Origin of the sequence: Cryobacterium melibiosiphilum, assembly GCF_003602235.1 — a bacterium.
Lineage (GTDB): Bacteria > Actinomycetota > Actinomycetes > Actinomycetales > Microbacteriaceae > Cryobacterium > Cryobacterium melibiosiphilum.
In genome coordinates, this window is the sequence record NZ_QZVS01000086.1 from 62,262 (window position 1) to 81,522 (window position 19,261).

General features: G+C 69.9%; 11 protein-coding genes. 8 read left to right on the plus strand and 3 right to left on the minus strand.

Going from position 1 to position 19,261, the window contains the following annotated elements; all coding sequences use genetic code 11:
- Positions 1 to 163 precede the first annotated feature (163 nt).
- Positions 164 to 1,207 carry an alpha/beta hydrolase gene (locus tag D6T64_RS12560; RefSeq protein WP_233551120.1) on the plus strand — a complete coding sequence of 348 codons (1,044 nt, stop codon included), beginning with the start codon at positions 164 to 166 and terminating at the stop codon, positions 1,205 to 1,207.
- A 16-nt stretch (positions 1,208 to 1,223) separates the two neighbouring features.
- Here D6T64_RS12560 and D6T64_RS12565 read toward each other — a convergent pair whose 3' ends face one another.
- Positions 1,224 to 1,862, minus strand: a complete 639-nt coding sequence (locus tag D6T64_RS12565; protein WP_119975021.1) for a LysE family translocator — start codon at positions 1,860 to 1,862, stop codon at positions 1,224 to 1,226.
- Positions 1,863 to 2,052: 190 nt separating this feature from the next.
- Here D6T64_RS12565 and D6T64_RS12570 point away from each other — a divergent pair, with 190 nt between their 5' ends.
- Together D6T64_RS12570 and D6T64_RS12575 are read left to right on the plus strand one after the other, a co-directional pair.
- Positions 2,053 to 3,237: a bifunctional 2-methylcitrate synthase/citrate synthase gene (locus tag D6T64_RS12570; RefSeq protein ID WP_119975022.1), complete on the plus strand. Its 1,185-nt coding sequence runs from the start codon at positions 2,053 to 2,055 to the stop codon at positions 3,235 to 3,237.
- 46 nt (positions 3,238 to 3,283) lie between these two features.
- Positions 3,284 to 3,841, plus strand: a complete 558-nt coding sequence (locus tag D6T64_RS12575) for a thioesterase family protein (protein ID WP_119975023.1) — start codon at positions 3,284 to 3,286, stop codon at positions 3,839 to 3,841.
- 26 nt (positions 3,842 to 3,867) lie between these two features.
- On the opposite strand, the gene D6T64_RS12580 is transcribed toward D6T64_RS12575, so the two are convergent.
- Positions 3,868 to 4,374 (minus strand): SRPBCC domain-containing protein, encoded by a 507-nt coding sequence (locus tag D6T64_RS12580; protein ID WP_119975024.1) that lies wholly within the window; start codon positions 4,372 to 4,374, stop codon positions 3,868 to 3,870.
- 184 nt (positions 4,375 to 4,558) lie between these two features.
- Between D6T64_RS12580 and D6T64_RS12585 the strand changes: the two genes are divergently transcribed.
- The gene (locus D6T64_RS12585; protein WP_119975025.1) at positions 4,559 to 8,746 is read left to right on the plus strand and encodes a choice-of-anchor I family protein; all 4,188 of its coding nucleotides are present in this window, start codon (positions 4,559 to 4,561) and stop codon (positions 8,744 to 8,746) included.
- A 367-nt stretch (positions 8,747 to 9,113) separates the two neighbouring features.
- On the opposite strand, the gene D6T64_RS12590 is transcribed toward D6T64_RS12585, so the two are convergent.
- Positions 9,114 to 10,091 (minus strand): LysR family transcriptional regulator, encoded by a 978-nt coding sequence (locus D6T64_RS12590; protein ID WP_119975026.1) that lies wholly within the window; start codon positions 10,089 to 10,091, stop codon positions 9,114 to 9,116.
- A gap of 182 nt (positions 10,092 to 10,273) precedes the next feature.
- On the opposite strand from D6T64_RS12590, the gene D6T64_RS12595 reads away from it, so the two are divergent.
- The 4 genes from D6T64_RS12595 to D6T64_RS12615 all read left to right on the plus strand — a co-directional run bounded on the left by D6T64_RS12595 (position 10,274) and on the right by D6T64_RS12615 (position 19,107).
- Entirely contained in the window at positions 10,274 to 13,843 is a 3,570-nt protein-coding gene (locus D6T64_RS12595; protein WP_119975076.1) for a proline dehydrogenase family protein, read from the plus strand.
- 169 nt (positions 13,844 to 14,012) lie between these two features.
- On the plus strand, positions 14,013 to 15,035 hold the full coding sequence (locus tag D6T64_RS12600) for a 3-oxoacyl-ACP synthase III (RefSeq protein WP_119975027.1): 1,023 nt from the start codon (positions 14,013 to 14,015) through the stop codon (positions 15,033 to 15,035).
- Positions 15,032 to 17,890, plus strand: a complete 2,859-nt coding sequence (locus D6T64_RS12605) for an alpha/beta fold hydrolase (protein WP_233551122.1) — start codon at positions 15,032 to 15,034, stop codon at positions 17,888 to 17,890. The genes D6T64_RS12600 and D6T64_RS12605 overlap by 4 nt, the downstream gene beginning before the upstream one ends.
- Before the next feature lie 230 nt (positions 17,891 to 18,120).
- Positions 18,121 to 19,107: an NAD-dependent epimerase/dehydratase family protein gene (locus tag D6T64_RS12615; protein ID WP_119975078.1), complete on the plus strand. Its 987-nt coding sequence runs from the start codon at positions 18,121 to 18,123 to the stop codon at positions 19,105 to 19,107.
- Positions 19,108 to 19,261: the final 154 nt, after the last annotated feature.

The window sequence follows — 19,261 nt, forward strand, 5'->3', positions numbered from 1 at the left end:
AACCTGACCGAGCCAAAGAGGCTGCAGAACCCCCCCCCCCCCNCCCCCCCCCCCCCCCCCAAATGAGGTGTTCTCAGCTTGCTCACGGCCCCGAGGCCTACGGTCGGGAGGTGATCCAGACGTTGAATACACCCCAGCACCACCGCACCACCCGCCGCACGCCATGATCGGCAACTCCGTCGGCGGCGGCACCCTGCACTCCTATAAAGAGACCGCCCTCTCCCGCATCCCGGTCTGGTTCTGGCGCGCCATCATGCTGCGCGTCACGACCGAGGTGCACAAGTACAACCTCGAACCGATCAGCACCGTCGACTACCACCATGATGTCGACTACGTGGGCGACGGCATCCGCGACCACCGGCTCGACGTGCTCGTGCCGCGCGGGGCATCCGCTGCCGAGCCCGAATCCGACACCACCCAACTGCCCGTATACGTCTACTTTCACGGCGGCGGCTGGACCAGTGGCGACAAGGATCCGCTGACCAAGTACTGCGCGAGCCAGGCCGCCGAGGGCATGATCGTCGTCAACGCCAACTACCGCATGGCCACCCGGTTCCAGCTGAGCCACATGATGCACGACGGCAACGCCGTGCTCGACTGGGTCGTCGACAACATCGCCGATTTCGGCGGCGACCCGCGCCGCATCGTGCTGGGCGGCGACTCCGCCGGCGGGCACATCGCCGCCCTTCTGACGGCGGCCACGTACGATTCTGAGCTCGCTGAGCACTACGGCATCCGCCCGAAAATCGGCCCGGCCGATCTGCGCGGCCTCGTGCAGCACTGCAGCATCGCCGACGTCTCGGTGATGTTCGAGCGCGGCTTCGTGCTCAGCCTTAATTTTCTGCGGATGCTGCTGCCCGAGCGGGGCCGCGGGCTGCACCTGCGCACGGCGGCCCGGTTCATGTCGCCGATCGAATGGCTCGACAAAGGCTTTCCGCCGGTGTTCGTGAGCACCTCGGAGCGGGACTACTTCTACCGCGCGAATCTCAATTTCATCGCCGCCCTGCGCCGCAAGAGCATTCGCGTGGACACCGTGATCTACGCCCGCAACCGCGTGAACACCCGCCACACCTGGCAGCAGGACTCGAAGCACCCCGAATCGCAGGAGGTCTACCGCCGACTCGGCGCCTTCGTGCGTCGGGTCGCGGCTATCCCGGTCGTGCGGGCCCCGGTCGCCCCGCTCACCGTCATCGTCGCGGTGCCCTGAGCCCGAACCAGCACGGCTACGAGGTTGCGCCGGTCGCCGCGAGCGCGCCGCCGAGGCCGATCATCATCACGCCGCCGGTCGCGCCCAGGCGCTCCACCCTCTTCGGCGACGACGCGAACCAGTCCCGCGCCGACCCGGCCGCGAGGGCCCAGGTGCTGTCGCCGATCAGGGCGAGCACCACGAAGACCAGGCCGAGGGTCGCCAGCTGCAGCGGCACGGCCCCGGCCGAGTAGTCCACGAACTGCGGCAGCACCGCCACGAAGAACACGATCGACTTCGGGTTGCTGATGCCGACGAGAAAACCCTCGCGCAACAGCCGCCACGGCGACTTCGGCAGCATCGCCGCTCCGCTGATGCCCGAGGCCGTGCGCCGGTGCCGAATCGCCTGCACGCCGAGATAGACGATGTAGACCGCGCCGGCGAGTTTCACGATCAGGAACAGCACGGCCGACTGCGTCACGAGCGTACCGAGCCCGAAGGCCACCGCGATAATCACCGGAATCAGGCCGAGCGCGTTGCCCAGAACGCTCAGCAGGCCGCCCCTTTTGCCGAGCGCGAGCGACCGACCGATGACGAACAACACGGTCGGGCCGGGCAGCACGACGATCGCGATCGCGGCGAGCGAGAACGCGAGCAGGGTGGGAAGCGTGACCATTCCTGAATCGTAGACCCGCGCGGGCCGTGCCCAGCGAAAATTACCCATCGCGCGCACCCCCACAACCTGCTTGAATCGATTTCAGATTCCGGCGAATCCGTCGGGGCAGGCATATGCCGGCGGCCGAACCAGGCCGCCACACACCGGCAGCCACACGCAGGCAGCCGACAGGCCAGCGAGGAGCAGCATCATGAGCGACCCACAACAGTCCGCGTCGACGCCCGCATCCGGCGGCCCGTTGCATCCGGTGCCGACGGATGCCCCCGCCCCCGTCATCCACAAGGGCCTCGTCGGCGTCCCCGTCGACTACACCGCCATCTCCATGGTCAACTCCGACACCAACTCACTGCTCTACCGCGGCTACCCCGTGCAGCAGCTCGCCGCGCACTGCAGCGTCGAGCAGGTCGCCCTGCTGCTGTGGGACGGCGAGCTGCCGAGCCCCGAGCACCTCGCCGCGTTCGAGGCGGTCGAACGCGCCGACCGCGCGCTCGCCCCGAACGTGCGCCGCGCTATCGACGACCTGCCGCTCACCGCGCACCCGATGGACGTCTGCCGCACCGCGGTCAGCATCATCGGCGCCAGCGACCCCGACGCCGAGGACCCGTCGCCGGAGCAGAACCTGCGCAAGGCGCAGCACCTGTTCGCCCAGCTGCCCGCTATCGTCGCCTATGACCAGCGCCGCCGCCACGGCCTGCCGCCGCTGGAGCCTCGCAGTGACCTCAGCTACCCCGAGAATTTTCTCTACCTGACCCTCGGCGCGGTGCCCGAACCCGAGGTCGTCGACGCCTTCCGGGTGTCGCTGATTCTCTACGCCGAGCACTCCTTCAACGCCTCGACCTTCGCCGCACGGGTCATCACCTCGACCCTCGCCGACATCTACTCGGCGGTCACCGGTGCGATCGGGGCGCTCAAGGGGGCGCTGCACGGCGGCGCGAACGAGGAGGTCATGCGCACCTTCGGCCAGATCGGCACCCCCGACCAGGTCGAGGGCTGGCTCGAGGACACCCTCGCCCACAAGCGCAAGGTGATGGGTTTCGGGCACCGCGTCTATAAGCATGGCGATTCCCGGGTGCCCACGATGCACGCCGCGATGGTGACCATGCTCGAGCACTACCACCGGCCCGACCTGCTCGAAATGTACGACCTGCTCGAAGCGGGCATGGCCGAGCGCACCGGCATCAAGCCCAACGTCGACTACCCCACCGGTCCGGCGTACCACGTGATGGGTTTCGACACCGAGACGTTCACGCCGATCTTTGTCGCGGCGCGGGTGGTCGGCTGGACGGCCCATGTGCGGGAGCAGACGGCGTCGAACGCCCTCATTCGCCCGCTCTCGGTCTACACCGGCTACGAGCAGCGCGCGGTGCCCGAGTAGGGCGACCGGGTCGCAGAGACGATACCGCTAGTATCGGGCCGTGCATATGTTCTGGCGAACCCTCCTCCACTCGATCATCTCCCGTTTCGGCAAGCGGCTCGATCATTTCGAGGTGGCGCGCACCAACTTCATGACGCTGCCAACCGACCAGGACATCCTGCGGCACATGAACAACGGCGTCTACCTGTCGATCATGGACGTAGCCCGATTCGATATGCTGCACCGCAACGGCGTCTGGAAGATCTTCCAGGCCCGCGGCTGGTACCCCGTCGTGGTCGCCGAGACGATCAGCTTTCGCAAGTCGCTCACCCTCGGCCAACGCTTCACCGTGGAATCGCGCATCCTCGGCTTCGATGAGAAGGCCGTCTACGTGGAACAGCGTTTCGTGCGACCGGATGCCGAGGGCCGCCCCGAAATCTACGCCCAGGGTTTCATTCGTGGTCGATTCCTGAAGAGGTCCGGCGGCGTCGTCACGATCGACGAACTTCTCGAGGCGATCGGCGTCGCTCCCGACAACGTCACGGTGCCGGAGTGGCTGCTCAACTGGAGCGGCGACGTCACCATGCCGGCGACGCGCGCCCCCGCCCCGAGCCTCTGGCCCTAGCCGCCCCGCAGCATCCGCGGTCTGGGCTAGACGGCGGGGGTCGGCGCGAAGAGGCCGCGGTAGAAGTCCGAGTGCTTGGTGGAGTAGTGGCTCCACTCGGGCAGCGGACGCCCCGCCCGCACGGCGACCAGCCGGTCGAGGTAGTAGTCCCAGCCCGGCCCGACGGTGGCGGCTTCGGCGGCGGTGTGCAGGCGCTGGCCGAAGGTCAGGGTGGTCATGCCGTCGCCTTCGACGAGGTGAACGAACGCGTGCCAGGCCTTCGGGCCGGTGCCGAAGTCGCCGGCGAACCGGTGCGGGGCGACACACTCGCGAATGTTCACGTACTCCCACTCAGCCTCCTCTTCGGCGGTCATGCGAAAACGCACGGCGCCGGTGGTGGGGGAGCCGGTGTAGGTGCCGATCCACTTTTCGAGCTCGGTCGGGCGGGACAAGCTGGCCCAGACCTTTTCGATCGGCTCGTTGAAGAGCCGGTCGAACATGATGTACAGACCGTCCTCGCGCTGGGCGAGCCGTCCGGTGGGCTTGGCTGTCATGGTGACCTCCGCTGTGAGTGAAACCGCTACCCGTAGATTCCGGGCCTGATCTCAGGCTATTCCCCTTTGGGGTGCCGTGCCACATCCGTCGGGCCGAGCTGGTTTGCCAGCTGTTTACCTGCGCGCCATCGGGTCCCCCTATACAGGGGAGGCAGCCCACTTGCGACCCCTGGAGGACGAAAGCATGACCGCACCACAGCAGACATCCGCTTCACCGCAGTCGGAACCACCCGCCGCGCCGACCCGCCGCCGCACCGCTTTCGGGGCGCTCGCCGCCACGCTCGGTGTCGTGCTCGCGACCGGCCTGATCTCACCGATCGCCCCGACCGCGCAGGCCGCGGTCGTCGACTCGCCGATCACCGCCTCGAGTGAGACCGCCCGCCTCGAGCTCAGCCCGATCGGCAGCTATGACACCGGCGTCTTCGACCAGTCCGCCGCCGAGATCGTGACCTACCACGCGGCCAGCCAGCGCCTCTTCGTCGTCAATGCCGCCGCCGGCGCGATCGACGTCCTGAGCATCGAAGACCCGGCCAACCCGGTCAAGCTCACGTCGCTTGCCGCCGAGGGCGTCGTCACCGACGGTGGCGTCACTCTCCCCGCCGGCACCGCCGCCAACTCCGTCGCCGTGCGCGCCGACGGCCTCGGCGCCGCCGCGATCGAATCGCCGACGAAGACGGATGCCGGCTGGCTCGTCTTCTTCGACGCCAACTCCAATAACCCCGCCACCGCCGTGCTCGGCGCGGTCGAAGTCGGCGCCCTGCCCGACATGGTCAGCTTCTCGCCCGATGGCACCACCGCCGTCGTCGCCAACGAGGGCGAGCCGAGCGAAGACTTCAGCATCGACCCCGAGGGCAGCGTGAGCGTCGTGGCCCTGCCCGCGACCGTCTCCGCGCCGGTGCAGTCCGCCGTGGCGACCGCGAACTTCCACGCCTTCGAAGCGGGCGGCACCAAGACCCTGCACGACGACGTGCGCGTGTTCGGCCCGACCCCGCACGGCGATGACCTCCCGGTGTCGAGAAACCTCGAGCCTGAGTACGTCGCGATCGACGCCGACAGCGCGCTCGGCTACGTCGCCCTGCAGGAGGCCAACGCGGTTGCCGTCGTCGACCTCGCGACCGCCGAGATCACGGAGATCTGGCCGCTCGGCTTCCAGGACCACGGACTCGAAGGCAACGGCATCGACGCCTCGGACCGCGACCCAGAGGACGCGTCGACCATCAACATCCAGACCTATGAGGGCCTCAAGGGTATGTACATGCCCGACGGCATCAACGCCTACACGGCAACGGATGCCGGCACCGGCGCCGACGAGACCTACCTCGTCACCGCCAACGAGGGAGACGCCCGCGAGTGGGGCGACTACGTCGAGGGAACCCGCGCCAAGAGCCTTGAAAAAGACGACTTCCTGCCCGTCTGTGAGACGAGCCCCCTCTTCGACAAGCTCGGCGACGGCGACATGGGCCGTCTCAACGTGTCGGGAGAGAACGGCCTGAACGAGGCCGGCACCTGCTACGAGGAGCTGTACTCCTTCGGCTCCCGCTCGTTCTCGATCTGGGACACCGACGGTACCCAGTTGTTCGACTCGGGTGATGACTTCGAGCAGATCACCGCCGCCGCGAACCCCGAGTGGTTCAACTCCAACCACAGCGAGTCCAACCTCGAGGGCCGCAGCGAGGACAAGGGCCCCGAGCCCGAGAACATGGCCATCGGCGAGGTAGACGGCCGCACCTACGCCTTCATCGGCCTCGAGCGGGTCGGCGGCGTGATGGTCTACGACATCAGCGACCCGACCGCCGCGGTCTTCTCGACCTACATCAACAACCGCAACTTCGACATCTCCATGGAGCAGTCGGTCAAGGACGAGACCGACGAGAAGGACCTGCCCCTCGCGGGCGACCTCGGCCCGGAGGGCCTCGCCTTCATCTCGGCGACCGATTCCCCGACCGGTACTCCGATGCTCGCCGTCGGCAACGAGGTCTCCGGAACGACGAGCATCTTCAGCATCGCCAGTGTCATCCCGCCGACCGTGGACATCCAGGTCCTCGGCATCAACGACTTCCACGGCCGCATCGAAGAGAACAAGAACAACCAGGAAGCCGGAGCGGCGATCCTCGCCGGAGCCGTCGCCCAGCTGACGCGCGAAAACAAGAACACCGCGTTCGTCTCCGCCGGCGACAACATCGGAGCCTCGACGTTCACGTCGTTCTCCCAGCAGGATGAGCCCACCATCGACGCGCTCCTGGCCGCCGGGCTCGACGCATCCGTCGTTGGAAACCACGAGTTCGACATGGGCTGGAACGACCTCGACGGTCGCGTCACGGACTCCTTCGGTGACCCGCGCTACGCCCTCGGTGCCAATGTCTACGACAAGGGCACCAAGAACCCGGCGCTCCAGGAGTACTGGATCACCGAGATGGACGGCGTGAACGTCGGCTTCATCGGTACCGTCACCGAACAGACCGCATCGATGGTCTCGCCCGACGGTATCGCCGACATTGACTTCGGCGACCAGCTCGAAGCCGCCAACCGCGTCGCGACGCAGCTGAGCGACGGGGACGCCGACAACGGTGAAGCCGACGTCATCGTGCTGCTCACCCACGAAGGCAGTGCGAAGACCGACCCGGCCAGCGCCGTGGATGCTCGGGCCAGCTCGGCCGAGTTCTGCGCGACGATCGAGAACGAAGACACGCTGTTCGGCGAGCTCGTGCGAGACGCCCACCCGTCCATCAATGCGATCCTCTCCGCTCACACGCACTCGACCTACGACTGCAGCTTTGCCGTTGACGCCCAGGCCGTCGAACGCGCGGTGTTGCAGGGTGGCCAGTACGGCATGAACCTCGATCAGGTCACCTTCACGGTCGACACGAGCGACAACTCGGTCACCGCGGTGGACGGCAACGTTCTCAAGCTGCACGACGGCACGACCGGCAACTACCCGGCCGACCCCGACGTCGCCGCGCTCGTTGCGGACGCCGCTTCTGCTGCGACCGTCGTGGGCTCCCAGGAAGTCGGCGCGATCAGCGCCGACATCGCTCGCGCCGACGGCGGCGTCGACCGCGGTTCGGAGTCGTCCCTGAGCAACCTGCTCGCCGACATCCAGCTCTGGGCCACCTCCAACGACACGTACGGCGGAGAGAAGAAGGCCGAGATCGGCATCATGAACCCGGGCGGCGTGCGCGCCGACCTGATCTACGGCGAGAACGGCACGGTCACCTACAAAGACGTCGCCAGCGTGCAGCCGTTCGCGAACACCCTCGTGACGGTGGGACTGACCGGAGCGCAGCTGAAGTCGGTGCTCGAAGAGCAGTGGCAGCCGGATGGTTCCTCCCGCGCCAAGCTGCACCTCGGCCTGTCCGAGGGTTTCAGCTACGTGTACGACGAGGCCGCAGCCCGAGGTGAGCGCATCATCGAGATGAGCCTGAACGGCGCCACCGTCGACAGCGACCGTGTGTACACGGTCGTCACGAACTCGTTCATCGCCGCCGGCGGGGACAACTTCACGACGTTCCGGTCGGGCATCGACACGACCGACACCGGCCAGGCCGACCTCGCGGCGACCGTCGCGTACTTCGAGGCCTTCGACGTCGTCGAGCCCGCCGAGATCGGGCGTGCCACTCTCGCCGATGTCGACCCCGGCACCGACCCGGCCCCGGCGACGGTGACTCTGGGCTCCACCACGGTCACGGCAGGCCAGCCCATTACCGTGACGGTCGACGGACTCGACGCCGGGCAGCAGATCACTGCGACGCTGAACTCGACCCCGGTGGACCTCGGGACCTTCACGGCGAACTCGTCGGGAAACGCGTTCTTCTCGGTCACGATTCCGGCGAACACGGCCGCTGGCGCTCACACCCTCGTGATCAGCGCCAACGGTCTGACGTCGATCTCCGCTGCGCTGACCGTCGTCGCTGTCGTGCCGGACACTGACACCGACACGGACACCGACACCGAGATCGGTACTGGCACTGACTGGGCCGACGTCACCCTGGGTGCCGGCGTTATCCGCGCCGGACAGCCGCTTGCCGTCACCGTAGACGGCCTCACGGCCGGCCAGCAGGTCACGGCAACGCTGAACTCGATACCCGTGCACCTCGGTGATTTCACGGCGAACGCGGCAGGGGTCGCGAAGTTCACCGTGACGATTCCGCTGGATACCGCCGTCGGAGCCCACCACATCGTGATCAGTACCACTGGTCGCGCCGACATCAGGATTCCGGTCACGATCACGGCCTCGGCCGTCGGTTCGACAACGGAGCTGACCACGGCCGGCTTCGAGCTGGCCCCGTCGGCGCTCGCCGCCGGGCTGCTCCTGCTGCTCGGAGGCGCGCTGCTCATCGCACGCCGCCGCCGCGGGGCCGCCACGGCCACGTAGCCTGCATCACCTGCATCACCTGCATCACCTGCATCACCTGCATCACCTGCATGAAAGCGGATGCCTCGCGGCTCGACACGATCGAGGCGGGAGGCATTCGTTTCGCGCGTTCGGGGAGGGTCGTGAATGCCGAAACCTGTTTCCATCCCCGTGAGTGGGCGCATATGGCCCCTTCAGTTTCGTGAGTGGGCGCCGATAGCCCCATGAACCCGATCCATGGGGCCGTTTGCGCCCACTCGCCGGGCGCGATACTGCCCATGGGGCCATGTGCGACCACTCGCGTCAGCACAGGTGCCGGGATCGCGGGCGAGCCGAGCGCTGGTCGCGGGCGAACGGGTGGGGCGAGCGGATGCATCCGCCGCCCGGGTCAGTCGGGCGGCGGGAGCGGATTCGTGACCGTAGGGGCGGCGACCTTGGTGACCGCGCGGGCGAGGGCCTCGCGCACAGCGATCACGCCGGGGCGGTTCGCACTCGACCGCCGGGCCGCGCTGAACAGGGTGCGGTGTGGGGCGCCCGGCAGGTGCAGCAGGCGCAGCGCGGGCGCCTTGCCGGCCCAGACCAGGTCGGGCAGCAGCCCCACGGCGTTGCCCGACTCGATGAACCGGATGTGCGCCATCAGGTCGGCGGTCTCGAACCGCACATCGGGCTCGAACCCGGCCGCGCGGCACAGCTGCGTCGCCCACTCGCGGCTGGCGGTGCCGCGGGGTTCCATCACCCACGGCAGGGCGGATGCGTCCTCGAGCGTGTCGAGGCCGCGCAGCCGGTCGTACCCGGCCGGGGTGTCGAGGCCGCCCGGCAGGGCACCGGCCGGGCGGGGCGGGGCCGCGAGGCGCAGGGCATCCGTCGCCAGGTAGACCCGGTCGAGATCGGGCCAGTGCGCGCGGGTGTGGCCGGGATACTGCTCGGCGAGCACGAGGTCGAAGTCCCGCGCCGAGACCTCGAACAGGCCGCGCTCAGGCTCCCGCTCGGTGATCTCGATGCGCAGCGCCGGGTAGTCCTCGGCGAGGTAGCTGAGCGCCCGGGGAATCAGCGCGTGCGCCGCAGACTGGAACACCGCGACCCGCACCGTGCCCGACACCGTCGTCAGCGACGCGGTGATCTCGGCCTCGGCACGCTCCAGCCGCTCGAGCAGGTGGGTGGTGTGCTCGACCAGGATCTCGGCCTGCGGGGTGAGCTGCACCCGGCGGCCGACCTTGTGCAGCAGCGGCACGCCGACCTCTTTTTCGAGCAGCGCGAGCTGCTGCGAGACCGAGGAGGGGCTGTAGGCGAGGGCCTCCGCGACACCGGCCAGGGTGCCGCGAATCTTCAGTTCGCGCAGCAGGCGAAGACGGCGCACGTCCAGCATCCACTCACCTCCCCGCAACCAGTCAGCAACAACCCAGCAACACCCACCCATTCATCAATAATCCTAATGAATACTGTGCATGAACAATCGCTTTTATTTAACCTTCCTGCGCCCGCAGACTGACAGGACACACTGACGTACACACAGGCGCCCACGGCGAACGAAAGGCTAGTCTCGTGACCATGACCAACCCCATTTCTTCCCGCACCCAGCACGACCTGGGCGCTCCCGTTGTTGCCCTGGTGCGGAAGTGGTTGGCCGAAAGTTCGACGATTCCGACGGATGCCTCCGCCGAACGCCTCGCGGGCGTGCTGAAAGACCCGAACGGCCTCGATTTCACCGTCGGCTTCGTCGACGGCGTCATGCGCCCCGAAGACAAGATGGTCGCCGGCTACAACCTGCAGAAGGTCGCCGGCATCGCCCCCGAATTCCTGCCCGGCTACATGAAGGCCGCGATCGGCCTCGGCGGCGTGCTCGGACCGGTGCTGCCCTGGGTCGTCATTCCCGCCGCGCGCACCGTCTTGCGCCAGATGGTCGGCCACCTCGTCGTCGACGCGACCCCCGACAAGCTCGGCCCGGCGATCGCCGCCCTGAGCGCCTCGGGCAACCGTCTTAACATCAACCTGCTCGGCGAGGCCGTGCTCGGCGAGAAAGAGGCCGACCGTCGCCTCGCCGGAACCCGGGCCCTGCTCGAACGCCCCGACGTGGACTACGTCTCGATCAAGGTCTCCTCGATCGCCAGCCAGATCTCGATGTGGGCCTTCGACGAGTCCGTCGAACGCATCGTCGCCCGCCTGACCCCGCTGTTCGAGGTCGCCGCGAACTCGCCCACCCCGAAGTTCATCAACCTCGACATGGAGGAGTACCGCGACCTCGACCTCACCGTCGCGGTCTTCGAGCGCCTGCTCGACCAACCCCAGCTCGCGAAGCTGGAGGCCGGCATCGTGCTGCAGGCCTACCTGCCCGACGCCCTCGGCGCCCTGCAGGGCCTCACTCACTGGGCGCAGGGCCGCCGCGCCTCGGGCGGAGCGCCGATCAAGGTGCGCGTCGTCAAGGGCGCCAACCTCGCCATGGAACACGTCGACGCCGCCGTGCACGACTGGCCGCTCGCGACCTTCGGCACCAAGCAGGACACCGACACCAACTACAAGCGCGTACTCAACTGGGCCTTGACCCCGCAGAACACGGATGCCGTGCGCATCGGCGTCGCCGGACACAACCTCTTCGACGTGGCCTGGGCACACCTGCTCTCCGTTCAGCGCGGTGTCGACGACCGGGTCGAGTTCGAGATGCTGCTCGGCATGGCGACCGGCCAGGCCGCCGCCGTCAGCCGCGACGTCGGCAAGCTGCTGCTCTACACCCCGGTCGTGAACCCGGCCGAGTTCGACGTGGCCATCAGCTACCTGATCCGCCGCCTCGAAGAGAACGCGAGCCAGGAGAACTTCATGTCGGCCGTGTTCGAGCTGACGGCGCAGCCGGTGCTGTTCGAGCGCGAGAAAGACCGCTTCCTCGCCTCCCTCGACGCCCTCACGACGGCCGTTCCCCGCCCCAACCGCCGCCAGGACCGCGCCGCGGCGAGCGAGCTCCGCGCCCGCGAGCTCAAGCTCGCCAACGAGCCCGCCGCACCCGTCGCCGAGATGGACTCCGACCTGACCGGGCTGCTGCTCGGCCTGACCCGCGGATCGGTGCCGCTGCACCACGGCTTCCACAACGAGCCAGACACCGACCCGTCGCTGCCGGCCAACCGCGCCTGGGCGCGCCGCATCCTGGGCCGGGTGGAGACATCCGATCTCGGTCGCGACACGATCGCCGCCGCCCGCATCGACTCCGTCGGTTTTCTCGACGGCGTCATCGACACCGTCGTGCGGGCCGGCACCGTCTGGGGCGCCAAGACCGGCTCCGAACGCGCCGCCGTGCTGCACCGCGCCGGCCTCGCGCTGGCCGGAAACCGTGACCGCCTGATCGAGGTGATGGCCGCCGAGTGCGGCAAGACCATCGCCGAGGGTGACCCCGAGGTCAGTGAGGCGATCGACTTCGCGCACTACTACGCCGAACGCGCCAAGGACCTCGACCGTGTGCAGGGCGCCACCTTCGTGTCCTCCAAGCTCGTCGTCGTCACCCCGCCGTGGAACTTTCCGGTCGCCATCATCGCCGGCGGCATCCTGGCCGCCCTCGCCTCCGGCGCCGGCGTCATCGTCAAGCCCGCCACCCTCGCCCAGCGCAGCGGCGCGATCGTCGTCGAAGCACTCTGGGAGGCCGGCGTTCCGCGCGAACTGCTCTACCTGGTCGACTTCAAGGACCGCGCGCTCGGCACCCACCTGCTCTCGCACCCGGCCGTCGACCGCGTGATCCTCACCGGCGGCTACGAGACCGCCGAGCTGTTCCGCAGCTTCCGCACCGACCTGCCGCTGCTGGCGGAGACGAGCGGCAAGAACGCCATCATCGTCACCCCCTCGGCCGACTTCGACCTCGCCGCGGCCGACGTGGTCAAGAGCGCCTTCGGGCACGCCGGGCAGAAGTGCTCCGCCGCGAGCCTGCTGATCCTGGTCGGTTCCGTCGCCCGGTCCAAGCGCTTCATGGGCCAGCTGGTCGACGCCGCCACCTCGCTCAAGGTCGGCTACCCGAGCGACCCGACCAGCCAGATGGGCCCGATCATCGCCCCGGCCGAGGGCAAACTGCTGCACGCCCTGACCACCCTCGGCGCCGACGAGGAATGGCTCGTCGAGCCCAAGCAGCTCGATGAGACCGGCACGCTCTGGTCGCCCGGCATCCGCATCGGGGTCGAGCCCGGTTCCTACGCCCACCTGACCGAATTCTTCGGCCCCATGCTGAGTGTGATGCACGCCCGCACCCTGGAGGAGGCCATCCGCTTGCAGAACGCGGTGGACTACGGCCTGACCAGCGGGCTGCACTCCCTCGACGCCGATGAGCTCGCACTCTGGCTTGAGACGATCGAGGCCGGCAACCTCTACGTCAACCGCGGCATCACCGGCGCGGTCGTGCAGCGCCAGCCCTTCGGCGGCTGGAAGAAGAGCGCGGTCGGCCCCGGCACCAAGGCCGGCGGCCCGAACTACCTCTACGGCTTCGGCAGCTGGGTCAGCGAGCCGGGCCGCAACAGCTCGACGCTGCACCTGCGCGGCCTCGACAGCCACGTGACCGACGTCATCGAAGCGTCCCAGACGGTGCTCGAATACGCCGACTTCGACGTGCTGCGCCGCTCCGCCGTGAGCGACGCGCTCGCCTGGCGCGAGGAGTTCGGCACCCGCAAAGACGTCTCGGGCCTCGGCCTCGAGCGCAACGTCTTCCGTTACCGGGCTCTGCCGGTGACGGTGCGGCTGACGGATGCCGGCACCCTCTCGCACCTGCTGCGGGTGCTGGCCGCCGCGACCCTGTCGCGCTCGAAGTTCCAGGTGTCGAGCTCGCAGCCGGTGCCGCTCAATGTGCGCGCCGCGCTCGAAGCCCGCGAGGTGCCGATCATCGTCGAGGGCGACACCGAGTGGCTCGAACGCGCCGCCAACGGCGGCATCGAGACGACGCGGGTGCGGCTTGTCGGCGACCCGATGCTCGGGGCCGGGGATGAGGCATCCGCCCTCGCCGCCGCCCTGGGCGGACGCCCCGATATCGCCGTGTACGCGCACCCGGTCACCCAGGCCGGCCGCGTCGAGCTGCTGCCGTTCCTGCGCGAGCAGGCCATCTCGATCACGGCGCACCGCTTCGGCAACCCGAGCACGCTCTCGGACGGCCTGATCTAAGCGAAGCCGGAGGGCCGGCCCCTGCGGGGGCCGGCCTGCGCCGAGCGGGCGCACAGCCGAGCGGGCGTACAGTTGTGAAACGAGCACGGGCCGCTATTCTGGGTCAGTGCTCGGGGCCGGGCCGCCAGTGCCGGGGCACACCGGTCACAATTCGATAAGGGAATCACAGTTGAATGGAAACGCGACGACTCGGCACAGCAATGTCGCTCTGCTGTCAGTAGCCAGCACCATCGCGCCGCGTATCACCACCTCGGAAGAGATCGACCGTCAGTTGCAGCCCGTGCTGAGCCGGCTGCGCCTGCCGAAGCGTCTGTTGCAGCGGGTCGCCGGAGTGCAGGAACGCCGAAATTGGAACCCTGACCAGGGTTTTGATGACGCAGCGGTCTCGGCCGGCAAGCGCGCCCTCGCCCAGGCGGGCATCGATCCGTCTCAGGTCGGGCTGCTCATCAACACCTCCGTCACCCGCAAGCACCTCGAACCCTCCGTCGCGGTGCGCATCCACCACGGCCTCGGCCTGCCGTCCTCGGCCACCAACTTCGACATCGCCAACGCCTGCCTGGGCTTCGTCAACGGCATGACCCTCGCCGCGCAGCTCATCGACAGCGGCCAGATCACGTACGCGGTCGTCATCGACGGTGAAGACGCCGACGAGATCCAGACCAACACCATCGACCGGCTCGGGCGCGAGGGCATCAACCGCACCGACTTCATGAGCGAATTCGCGAGCCTCACCCTCGGCTCCGGCGCGGCGGCGGCCGTGCTCGGCCCGGCGGATGCCCACCCCGAGGGCCACCGTATGCTCGGCGGCGTCACCCGCGCGGCCACCGAATTCAACGCCCTCTGTGTCGGCAGCGTCGACGGCATGTTCACCGACGCCCGCGCCCTGCTCAAGGGCGGAATGGAACTCGTCGTGTCCGCCTGGACCGAAGCGCGCCGAGACTGGAACTGGTCGAACATGGACCGCTACATCGTGCACCAGGTCAGCGACGTGCACACCAACGCGCTGCTCAAGGCGACCGGCATGGACCGCAGCAAGGTTCCGCTGACCTACCCGACCTACGGCAACGTGGGCCCGGCCTCGATCCCGATCACCCTCGCCCAGGAGGCCCCGGCCCTCGCCAGGGGCAACCGGGTGTTGCTGATGGGCGTCGGTTCGGGCCTGAACACCGCGATGATGGAAATCCTCTGGTGATTTCGGTTTCCCGCACGTCCCGGCGACTTCCGCGGGCGGCCTCGCTGCGCGCCCCGGCAGCACTGCCGCCGACCGGGCTGCCGGGACTCGTACCCGAGTTCTCCCGCCTCGTAGAGGTGCCCGAAACCAGCCTCGCCGCGACGGGTTCGACCCTCGCCGTCACCCGCACCTGGCACCTGCTCGACAACGGCCCCGAACTGCTCTCGCAGGGCACCCCGATTCTCGGCACCGTGCTCTGCGTGCACGGCAACCCGACCTGGTCCTACCTCTGGCGTGACCTCGTCGCCCAGGCGACGGATGCCGCGGCCCTGGCCACCGGCACCGGCCCGGGTGCAGGCGCGCCCGGCGCCTGGCGCGTCATCGCCGTCGACCAGCTCGACATGGGCTTCTCCGAGCGCACCGGCGTGGCCCGGCCGCTCGCCCGCCGGGTGCGGGACCTCGCCGACCTCACCGACGCCCTCGGCCTCGAAGGCCCGGTCGTCACCTTCGGGCACGACTGGGGCGGATCCATCTCGCTCGGCTGGGCCGTCGACCACCCCGAACTGCTCGCCGGCATCATGCTGCTCAACACCGCCGTGCACCAGCCGGCCGCGTTCCCGGTGCCCGCGCCACTGCGCCTCGCCCTGCGTCGCTCGGTGCTCGGCACGGCGACCGTCGCGACGCCCGCGTTCCTGGCCACGACCCTGGCGCTGGCGCATCCCTCGCTCGCGCCTGACGTGAAGGCCGCCTACCGCGCGCCGTATCGCAGTGCCGCCCGACGCGGCGGCATCGGCGCCTTCGTGGCGGACATTCCGGTCGCGCTGACACACGAGAGCCGGCCCGAACTCGACCGAGTGGCGGAGGCGCTGCGCGCGCTGACCGTTCCGGCGCTGATGCTGTGGGGTCCGCGTGACCCGATTTTCAGCGACCGCTACCTCGACGACCTCGTCGAGCGGATGCCGCACGCCGACGTGCACCGCTTCGAGGGCTCCGGACACCTTGTGATGGAGGACTCGCCATACGCCGCGATGGCGCTCGGCTGGCTCGGAGCGCGCGTGGCGCCGGGCGTCCCGACCGCCCCGGCCGCCCCGACCGAGGCCGCGGCGGTCGCTACGACCGCCCCGGTGACCGGAGCTGAGGCATCCGTCGCCGGCGACCCGGCCGCGATCGCCTACCGGCCGCTCTGGCACTACCTCGACGAGCTGCAGGGCAGCGACGAGACCGCGCTCGTGGACATGAACCCGGGCGCCGCGGCCACCGGCCCGCGTGTCGTGACCTGGCGGCTGCTGTCGCGCCGGGTGCGGCAGATCGCCGCCGGCCTCGTGAGCATCGGCGTGAAACCGGGCGACCGGGTGTCGCTGCTCGTGCCTCCCGGCGCCGACCTCACCGCGGTGCTCTACGCCTGCGTGCGCATCGGTGCGATCGTCGTCGTCGCGGATGCCGGCCTCGGCCTGAAGGGGCTGACCCGCGCCGTGCGCGGCGCCCGCCCCGACCACGTGATCGGGGCCGCCCCCGGCCTCATGGCCGCCCGCGCGCTCGGCTGGCCCGGGCAGAAGATCGCCACCGCGCGCTTCCCGGCCGCGGTCGCCCGCAGCCTCGGCGTGAAGCACACCCTCGCCTCCTTGATCGCGCGGGGGCGCGCCACCGGCGCCGTGCTGCCGCCCGAACCCGCGCCGACCGACGTCGCCGCGGTGCTGTTCACGAGCGGATCCACCGGCCCCGCGAAGGGCGTCGTCTACACCCACGACCAGCTCTCCAAGGTCAGCTACGCCCTGTTCACGCAGTACGGCGTGGGCCGCGGCACCGGCCTCGTCGCCGGCTTCGCCCCCTTCGCGCTGCTCGGCCCGGCCCTCGGCGCCCGCTCGGTCACCCCCGACATGGACGTCACCTCGCCCAAGACCCTCACCGCGACCGCCGTCGCCGCCGCGGTCGCCGCGATCGATGCGACCGTGGTCTTTCTCTCACCCGCCGCTCTCGCCAACGTCGTCGCGACCGCCGACGCCCTCAGCGCGGCCGACCACGCGGCCCTCGCCGGGGTGCGGAGCTTTCTCTCGGCCGGTGCCCCGGTGTCGGAGCCGCTGCTGGCCGCCGCCGCGCACCTGATGCCGGGAGCGACCGCGCACACCCCGTACGGCATGACCGAGGGGCTGCTGATGGCCGACATCACGCTCGAGGGCATCCGCGAGGCGAGCGCGCCGGCCGTGATCCCGGTGACGGATGCTGCGTCCGAGTCCCCGGCCGCCCCCGGCGGAGTCTGCGTCGGCACGGCCACGGCGACGACGCGCATCCGGATCAGCGCGCTCGACGCTGCCGGGCTGGCCGTCGGCGAGCTGAGCGAAGCATCCGGTGTGACCGGGGAAATCGTCGTCTCGGCCCCGCACGTGAAGGACCACTACGACCGGCTCTGGTCGACCGACGCAGCCTCCAAGCGCGGCGCGCCCACGGGGGAGCGCTGGCACCGCACCGGCGATGTCGGACACCTCGACGAGGCCGGCCGGCTCTGGGTCGAGGGCCGCATGCAACACCTCATCGTCACCGCCGAGGGCGTCGTGACCCCGGTCGGCCCCGAGCAGCGGGTCGAGTCCGTGGCCGCCGTTGCTCGCGCGGCGATCGTCGGCGTGGGCCCGGTCGGCACCCAGCACCTGGTCGCCGTCGTGGAGACCGTCCTGCCGTCGCGCCGGGTCGCACTCGCCGGCGCGGACCTGGCCAGCGCGGTGCGGGCATCCGTCGCCGATGCCGGCGGCCCCCCACTCGCCGCCGTGCTCGTGGTGCCGCGCCTGCCGACCGACATTCGCCACAACTCCAAGATCGACCGCAGCAAGCTCTCCCGCTGGGCCAGCGGCGTGCTCGCCGGTGGCCGGATGCGCCAGCCGTGACCGACTCAGAGGCCCCCGACGCCCCCGTGCCCGCCAAACCTGCGGCCGCCAAGCCGCGCGCCGCCAAACCTGCGGCCCCCAAGCCTGTGGCCCCCAAGCCGGCCGCAGCCAAGCCGGCGGCACTCAAGCCCGCGGCCGCCAAACCGCGTGCCGCCAAGCCGGCCTCCGCCAAGCCCGCGTCCGCCAAGCCTGCTCGGGTGAAGTCGCGCGCGGTCAAGCGTGCGCCCCAGCTGCGCGTGTTCGTCACCGGGGCGAGCGGATTTCTCGGGCGCGCGGTCGCCGCCGAGCTGGTGGCCGCCGGCCACGACGTCACCTGCTTCCAACGCCGCGCCTCGGGCGTCACCGGCGCGACGGATGCGCTCGGCTCGATCACCGACGCCGCCCGCGTCGCCGCGGCCATCGCCGGGCACGACGCCGTCGTGCACCTCGCCGCCAAGGTGTCCCTCGCCGGGGATCCCGCAGACTTCGAAGCGGTCAACGTCGGCGGCACCCGCATCCTGCTGGCCGCGGCGACGGATGCCGGCGCCTCCCGCTTCGTCTATGTCTCCTCGCCCTCGGTCGCGCACGCCGGGGCCTCCCTCGTGGGCCTTGACGCCCTGCCCGCCGACCCCGAGCATGCGCGCGGCGACTACGCCCGCACCAAGGCCCGCGCCGAGTTGCTCGCCCTCGCCGCCGACTCCGAGGCCCTGCGCGTGGTCGCGGTGCGCCCGCACCTGGTCTGGGGACCCGGCGACACCCAACTGGTCGCCCGAATCGTGGAGCGCGCCCGCGCGGGCCGACTGCCGCTGCTCGGCCACGGCGCCGCGCTCATCGACACGACCTATGTCGACAACGCCGCCTCGGCGATCCGCGCGGCCCTCGATCGCGTCGATGCCGACGGCGCCCACGGCGTGCATGGCCGGGCATATGTGATCACCAATGGGGAACCGCGCCCGGTCGCCGAACTTCTCGCCGGCATGTGCCGCGCGGCGGGCGTGCGACCGCCCGCCTGGCGAGTGCCGGCATCCGTCGCCCGCGGTGCCGGATCGCTCATCGAAGCGGGCTGGCGACTGCGTCCCGGAGTCGACGAACCGCCGATGACCCGGTTTCTCGCCGAACAGCTCTCGACCGCGCACTGGTTCGACCAGCGCCGCACCCGTGCCGACCTGCGGTGGATGCCCGCCGTCTCCCTCGACGAGGGCTTCGCCCGCCTCGAGCGCTCCTACCGCGGCGCCTGACCCGACGCGCCCCGCCGGTGGCTGCGCAGTGAGGGGAGCGTGCGGCATCGGTGGGAGGAAGAACCCAGGGCGCCATCACATGCGGGGTGCGTGGGGAGGGCTGACGTGCGTCGTCGTGGGTCGGGTGCCTGGGTCGGGTGCTCCCGTGAAGTGG